The organism is Streptomyces sp. L-9-10, from assembly GCF_004151105.1.
Taxonomy (GTDB): Bacteria; Actinomycetota; Actinomycetes; order Streptomycetales; family Streptomycetaceae; genus Streptomyces.
In genome coordinates, this window is sequence record NZ_PHRF01000014.1 from 1 (window position 1) to 6,351 (window position 6,351).

At 70.1% G+C, this 6,351-nt stretch carries 7 protein-coding genes; 4 read left to right on the top strand and 3 right to left on the bottom strand.

Annotation, left to right across the window (positions count from 1 at the left end; translation table 11 throughout):
- Positions 1–153: 153 nt before the first annotated feature.
- Both CU044_RS03045 and CU044_RS03050 read right to left on the bottom strand, forming a co-directional pair.
- Positions 154–1,506: an ATP-binding protein gene (locus tag CU044_RS03045; RefSeq protein ID WP_240045305.1), complete on the bottom strand. Its 1,353-nt coding sequence runs from the start codon at positions 1,504–1,506 to the stop codon at positions 154–156.
- Positions 1,503–2,174 carry a response regulator transcription factor gene (locus CU044_RS03050; protein WP_129766872.1) on the bottom strand — a complete coding sequence of 224 codons (672 nt, stop codon included), beginning with the start codon at positions 2,172–2,174 and terminating at the stop codon, positions 1,503–1,505. Before CU044_RS03050 ends, CU044_RS03045 begins: the two co-directional genes overlap by 4 nt.
- 124 nt (positions 2,175–2,298) lie before the next feature.
- On the opposite strand from CU044_RS03050, the gene CU044_RS03055 reads away from it, so the two are divergent.
- Genes CU044_RS03055 through CU044_RS03070 form a run of 4 tightly spaced genes read left to right on the top strand, consistent with a single transcriptional unit; the run spans position 2,299 to position 5,794 of the window.
- On the top strand, positions 2,299–2,772 hold the full coding sequence (locus tag CU044_RS03055) for a hypothetical protein (RefSeq protein ID WP_129766873.1): 474 nt from the start codon (positions 2,299–2,301) through the stop codon (positions 2,770–2,772).
- Positions 2,773–2,802: 30 nt separating this feature from the next.
- Positions 2,803–3,864: a peptidoglycan-binding protein gene (locus CU044_RS03060; protein ID WP_129766874.1), complete on the top strand. Its 1,062-nt coding sequence runs from the start codon at positions 2,803–2,805 to the stop codon at positions 3,862–3,864.
- The gene (locus CU044_RS03065) at positions 3,861–4,586 is read left to right on the top strand and encodes an ABC transporter ATP-binding protein (protein WP_129766875.1); all 726 of its coding nucleotides are present in this window, start codon (positions 3,861–3,863) and stop codon (positions 4,584–4,586) included. Before CU044_RS03060 ends, CU044_RS03065 begins: the two co-directional genes overlap by 4 nt.
- Positions 4,583–5,794, top strand: coding sequence for an ABC transporter permease (locus CU044_RS03070; RefSeq protein WP_129766876.1), 1,212 nt, complete (start codon positions 4,583–4,585; stop codon positions 5,792–5,794). The genes CU044_RS03065 and CU044_RS03070 overlap by 4 nt, the downstream gene beginning before the upstream one ends.
- A gap of 42 nt (positions 5,795–5,836) precedes the next feature.
- Here CU044_RS03070 and CU044_RS03075 read toward each other — a convergent pair.
- On the bottom strand, positions 5,837–6,351 hold a 515-nt coding region (locus CU044_RS03075), incomplete at its 5' end, for an ATP-binding protein (protein ID WP_129766877.1).

Here is a 6,351-nt window from a genome sequence, read left to right on the forward strand (position 1 = left end):
TACGCGTCACCGTCTCCACCCTGCGCCGCAAGCTGGGTGAACCGGCCCTGCTGCACACGATGACCGGAGTCGGCTACTACCTGGCACCGGCCCCGTGACCACCGGCCGAGGCCGGCTCACCATCCGCATCCGCACCGCGTCCGGCACACGCGCCTAGGACCTGCACGGCGGCTCATCACACGCGAAGCGCACACGGATCGTGAGGCCGCCTCCAGGGTTGGCCGTCGCCTCGGCCGTGGCGCCGTGGGCGCGGGCGATGGCGGCGACGATGGAGAGGCCGAGGCCGACCCCCTCGCCCGGGGCGTGGCGGCGTTCCTCGATGCGGCGGAAAGGCTCGAAGAGCAGCGGGACGGTCGGCGCGGGGATCACCTGTCCGGTGTTGCTCACTTCCAGAAAACCGGCGCCGGTGCGGACGCTGACACTGCCGCCCGGGTGGTTGTGACGTATCGCGTTGCTCACCAGGTTGTGTGTCAGCTGTTCGAGCAGCACGGGGTCGCCCGTGGTCCGCAGGGGCTGGAGATCGAGATCCGGTGTCACGTCGTGGTCGGCCGCCTCGGGGACCGCCGCGAGGACCACGGCCTGCGCGACCTGATGCAGGTCGACAGGCTCCTGGCGTCGCATGCCCTGCTCGGACGCGGCGAGGAGCAGCAGGCCCTCGATCAGATGTCCCTGGTGCTCGGACGTCTCGATGAGCTTGGTACGGATCCGGGCCACCTGTTGGGGGTCCGGGTCGCCCGCGAGACCGATCTCGGCGGCGGCCCGCTGGAGGGTCAGGGGGGTGCGCAGTTCGTGTGCGGCGTTGGCGGCGAACCTCTGCTGGGCGTTGACGAGTTGCTGTATGCGGTCGAGCATCTCGTCGAAGGTGTCGGCGAGCACCTTGAGCTCGCCGGGAGGAGCGCGCAGGCCGATGCGCTCGTGGAGGTTCGTGGCGGAGAGGAGCCGCGCGGTCTCGGTGACATGGCGTACGGGACGCAGTACGCGGCCGGCCATCCACCAGGCGACGGCGACCGCCGCGGCGGCGAACGCGACGAGGGCGATCAGGGAGACGATGAGCAGGTCGTTGAGGGCGGCGGACCGGATGTCGTCGACGAACTTGGCGGACTGCGCCTCACCGAGGAACTGGGCCCTTTTGATCCAGCCGGTGTCGGTGTCGGCATCGGTGCCGGCATCGGTGGTGGGGGCGGGGCTCACCAAGGGAGTCGGCCCGGTCACGGGCGTGGAGGCGGAGGAGGCCGGTGAACCCTGTTCGTCGACGGGACGCTCCAGGGTCTCCGTCACGGGGAGCCTTGTCACCGCCCCGCCGATGCTGGAGTACAGCCCCTGCCCCAACAACACGTAGATCAGCGCGATGAGACCGCCCCCGGCCAGCAGAAGCATGAGCGTGCAGAGCGCGGTGAGGCGGGCGCGTTCGCTGCCGAGCGTCGGCGACCGGAAGCGCCGCGCGCTCCGGCCGGAGGTGGGGGACGTCCGTCCGGTGGTGGGGGACGACGGTCCGCCCCTGGTCACCTGTCGTCCTCGGCGGCGATACGGTACCCGGCACCCGGGACGGTCTCGATCACATCGGGCGGGCCGAGCTTCGTGCGGAGCCGGCTGAGTGTGACCCGTACCGTGTTCGTGCGGTAGCTGATCTCCTCCTGCCACACCTGCTCGACGAGATCATCACTGCTGACCACACTCCCGGACGCCCGCAGGAGTGTTTCCAGCACGGCGAACTCCTTCAGGGACAGCCGCAGCGGGCGGCCGTCGCGTCGTGCCTGGCGCGCGGAGGTGTCGAGCACGACGCCCGCGCGCCGGATCACGGGAGGCAGCATGGGGGTGGAGCGACGGCCCAGAGCCAGGACGCGGGCCACCAGTTCCTCGTACGCGAACGGCTTGGACAGATAGTCGTCCGCCCCCAGGGCGAGGCCCTCCACCCGGTCGTGGACCGTACCGGACGCGGTCAGCATCAGGATGCGGGTGAGGAGCCCGCGCTCGACGACCTGCCGGCACACCTCGTCGCCGGGCAGTCCGGGCAGATCGCGGTCCAGGACGATCACGTCGTACGCACCGAAGGTCAGACGTCGCATCGCCTCCAGCCCGTCGCCCGCCACATCGACGGCGAAGGCGTTCTGACGAAGCCCTTCCGCGATCATCTCGGCGAGGAACTCCTCGTCCTCCACAACAAGCACGCGCATGGATACCTGTGTACCCGAGGAAGGGGTTTCACGGGTGTTACAGCTTCGGTGAAAGCGATGAAACACACATCGCTGTCACCGTCTCCCCACCACGTTCGGAACGCTCGTGCCCGGGAGGCAGCTCATGCAGACGAAGAAGATCCAGATGGCCACGGTGTGCGCGGTATCGGCGCTCGCGCTCTTCCTCACCGGTTGCTCAGGCGGCTCCGACAGCAAGGGGTCGTCCGGTGGCGGTGCCGGCCAGAGCACGGGTGACGACAAGCGGGCGAAGGCCAACGACTGCCTGCGCAAGAAGGGCGCGGAGGTCACCGAGCCGAAGGGCGGCCAGCTCGGACAGATCGCTCCGGGGACGTTGTCGCAGGACGAACTCCAGCAGGCCATGAAGGACTGCGAAGTGGGGGGCGGCCGGGCCGACGCCGGGATGTCACAGGAGATGAAGGACAAGATGCTGGCCTACGCCGAGTGCATGCGCAAGGAGGGCCTCGACTATCCGGATCCGGAGTTCGAGGGGGGCGGCGCCAAGCTCAATCAGATCCCGGAGGGGGACAAGGCCGCGTTCGCCGCCGCCGACAAGGTCTGCGCGGCGAAGACCGGCTGACGCACACCCCCGCGAGGAGAGGCACCCCGTATGAAACACAAGAAGTTCCTGCTCACCCTGGGGGCGACGGCGCTGGTCACGGTGGGGGGAGCGGCGGTCGTCACGATGCCCGGCGATTCCGGTTCACGGCCGGCGGCGGAGCGGCTCGCAGTGCCCACCGCGACCGTCGGCGTCACCAAGGGCGACCTGGTCACCTCGGACAAGGCCAAGGGCACGCTCGGATTCTCGGCCGAGCGCAAGATCACCGCCGAGGGGCAGGGCGTCGTCACCTGGCTGCCGGGCGGGGGCCGGACCATCGAGCGTGACGGCAGGCTGTACGAGATCGACGGGTCTCCCGTGTTCCTCATGTACGGCCAGACCCCCGCCTACCGGGTGATGGAGCGCGGCGACGAGGGGGACGACGTGCGCCAGCTCAAGGCCAACCTCATCGCGCTCGGCTTCGGGTCCGGTCTCGCGGCCGACGACGAGTTCACCAAAGGAACCGTGCGGGGTGTCAAGGCCTGGCAGAAGAGCCACGGCCTGAAGCAGACCGGGAAGATCGGGCCGGACAGTATCGCCTTCGCGCCCGCCGCCGTCCGCGTACAGAACGCCGAGGCGTCGGTCGGTGCGCGCGTCGCGCCCGGCGCGCCCGTACTGAGCACGACCAGCTCCGAGCGGGTGGTGCAGTTCGACCTGGAGGTGGCGAAGGCCGGAAAGTACACATCGGGTGACGCCGTCAAGGTCGAGCTGCCCGACGGGTCCACCGCCAAGGGCCGGATCAGCTCCATCGGCCGCACCGCGCGCACGGACGAGCAGTCCTCGGACAAGGAGCCGGTGATCAAGGTGACGGTGGAGTTCGACGAGCCGGACAAGGTCGCCGGTGTCGACAAGGCACCGGTCACCGTGTTCCTCACCGGCGAACGGCGCGAGGACGTCCTGTCCGTACCGGTGGAAGCGCTGCTGGCCGTGGACGGGGGCGGCTTCGGTGTCCGGGTGGTCGAGGGCGGCACCGCGCGGGACGTGAGAGTGAAACTCGGCATCTTCGCCGACGGCCGTGTCGAGGTGTCGGGCGGGGATCTGCGCGCGGGCATGAAAGTGGGGGTCCCGGCATGACCGCCACCACCCCCCACTCGCGGTCCGCCGAGACGGTCGCCGAACTGCGCGGTGTGACCAAGGAGTATCCCGGCGGTGTCACGGCGCTGGGAGGTGTGGACCTGGGCATCCGGGCCGGTGAACTGCTCGCCATCGTCGGCCCGTCCGGTTCGGGCAAGTCCACGCTCCTGCACATTCTCGGCACCCTCGACCGGCCCACGGCCGGTACGGTCGGCATCGCGGGCCATGACGTGGGGCGGCTGCGCGACCGGCAGCTGTCCGCCCTGCGCGCCCGCCACATCGGCTTCATCTTCCAGGCGTTCCATCTGGTGCCCAGCGCCACCGCGCTGGGCAATGTCGCCGAAGGACTGCGCTACTCCGGGCTGCCCCCCGCCGAACGCCGCCGCCGCGCGGCGACCGCCCTGGAACGTGTGGGCCTCGCGGACCGGATGAGCCACCGGCCGCACGCCCTCTCCGGAGGACAGCAGCAGCGCGTGGCCATCGCACGGGCGGTGGCCGGGGAACCGGAACTGCTGCTGGCCGACGAACCGACCGGGGCACTGGACTCCGCGTCCGGCGACGCCGTGATGGAACTGCTGCACGAGCTCAACGCGGACGGCGCGACGATCGCCGTCATCACCCACGACCGCGAACTGGCCGACGCGCTGCCCCGCCAGGTCCGTATCCGCGACGGGCAGGTCGTCGAGGACACCGTGCGCGACATTCCGGCAGGTGTGCGATGACGAGTCGCCGCGGCCGAAGGCTCGTCCCCTCCCGGCTCGGTCTCCGGGACGTCGCGCAGGTCGGTTCGGCGGGACTGCGCGGCCGGCCCGTACGCGTCGTCCTTTCCGCACTGGGCATCGCCATCGGGATCGCGACGATGATCGCCGTGGTCGGCATCTCCGCGTCCAGCAAGGCCAAACTCATGCGGGACCTGGACCGGCTGGGCACCAACATGCTGGTCGTCACACCGGGCCAGTCGTTCTTCAGCGACGAGGAGGTCAAGCTCCCCAAGAGCGCGCTGCGGATGGTCAGCCGGATCGACGGTGTGGAACACGTCGCCGCGACCGGCAGTGTCAGCGACGCCAACGTCTACCGCTCCGAGCACATCCCCAAGGCACAGACCGGAGGCATCCAGGTCAGCGCCGCCACCGAGAGTCTCAAGAACACACTGCGCGGCTCCATGGCGGCGGGCACCTGGTTCAACGGCGCCACCGGCTCCTACCCCTCCGTCGTCCTCGGATTCGCGGCGGCCGAACGCCTCGGGATCACCGAGGCCGGACAGCGGATCCGTGTGGGTGACGAGTACTACACGGTCCACGGCATCCTCCGGCCACTGCCGCTGGCACCCGAGATCGACAACACCGCGCTGGTGGGCTGGGAGGCCGCACAGAAACTGCTCGGATTCGACGGCCATCCGACGTCACTCTACGAACGCTCGGCCGACGACAGCGTCGAGCGGGTAAGGGAGTTGCTGCCCCGCACCGTCAACCCCGAAGCCCCTCATGAGATAGAGGTCTCCGACCCGTCGGCCGTGCTCAAGGCCAAGACCGCCTCCGAGGGAGCCTTCTCCAGCCTGCTGCTCGGGCTCGGCGGGGTCGCGCTGCTGGTCGGCGGGGTCGGCATCGCCAACACCATGATCATCTCCGTACTGGAACGGAAACACGAGATCGGCCTGCGACGGTCGTTCGGAGCCACACGCGGCCAGATACGGCTGCAGTTCGTCACCGAATCGCTGATGCTGTCCGGCCTGGGCGGCCTGGCCGGAGTCGTCCTCGGGGCACTGGCCACCTATATCTACGCCAACGCTTCCGGGATGCCATGGACGATACCCCCCTGGGCGATGGCGGGCGGCTTCGGAGCGACGCTGGTGATCGGTACGATCGCCGGGCTCTATCCGGCGGTCCGCGCGTCGAAGATGTCCCCGACGCTCGCCCTGCACGCCTCGTAGGGCACCGGGCCCGTCCTCGAAGGTGAGGACGGGCCTTCGGGCTCACCCGTCCGGCTCACGGCTCTCCGTTGCGCCGGTTGTCGTGAGCGTGGGCGTGGGCGCGGGCGTGAGTGTGTCTGCGGGGGTGGGCAGGGTGATGGTGATGTCGAGGCCGCCGTCGCGCAGTGGTTCCGCGTGGAGGGTTCCGTTGTGGGCGCGGACGATGGATTCCACGATGGCGAGGCCGAGGCCGTATCCTGCCGGGCGGTCCGAGCGGCTTGTCCGGCGGGTGTCGAGGCGGTGGAACGGTTCCAGGATGCGGTCCGCCTCGGTGCGGGTGAGTTTGCGTCCGGTGTTGCGTACGACGAGCCGGACCCCGTGCTCGGGCCGTTCGTCCACGCTCACGGTCACCGTTCCGCCCGGGTGGTTGTGGCGGACGGCGTTGTCGACGAGGTTGGTGACCAGCTGCCGCAGCAGGACCCGGTCGCCGAGGACCCGGCCCCGGCCCACCGACGCGGTCAGGGCCACCCCCGCGTCGGCTGCGGCCGGTGTGGCCTGGGTACACACCTCCCGCGCCA

Bases quoted from the DNA above. Each gene is read 5' to 3' on its own strand.
- CU044_RS03065 (WP_129766875.1), top strand. From the start codon at position 3,861: ATGACCGCCACCACCCCCCACTCGCGGTCCGCCGAGACGGTCGCCGAA.
- CU044_RS03055 (WP_129766873.1), top strand. From the start codon at position 2,299: ATGCAGACGAAGAAGATCCAGATGGCCACGGTGTGCGCGGTATCGGCG.
- CU044_RS03050 (WP_129766872.1), bottom strand. From the start codon at position 2,174: ATGCGCGTGCTTGTTGTGGAGGACGAGGAGTTCCTCGCCGAGATGATC.
- CU044_RS03070 (WP_129766876.1), top strand. From the start codon at position 4,583: ATGACGAGTCGCCGCGGCCGAAGGCTCGTCCCCTCCCGGCTCGGTCTC.
- CU044_RS03060 (WP_129766874.1), top strand. From the start codon at position 2,803: ATGAAACACAAGAAGTTCCTGCTCACCCTGGGGGCGACGGCGCTGGTC.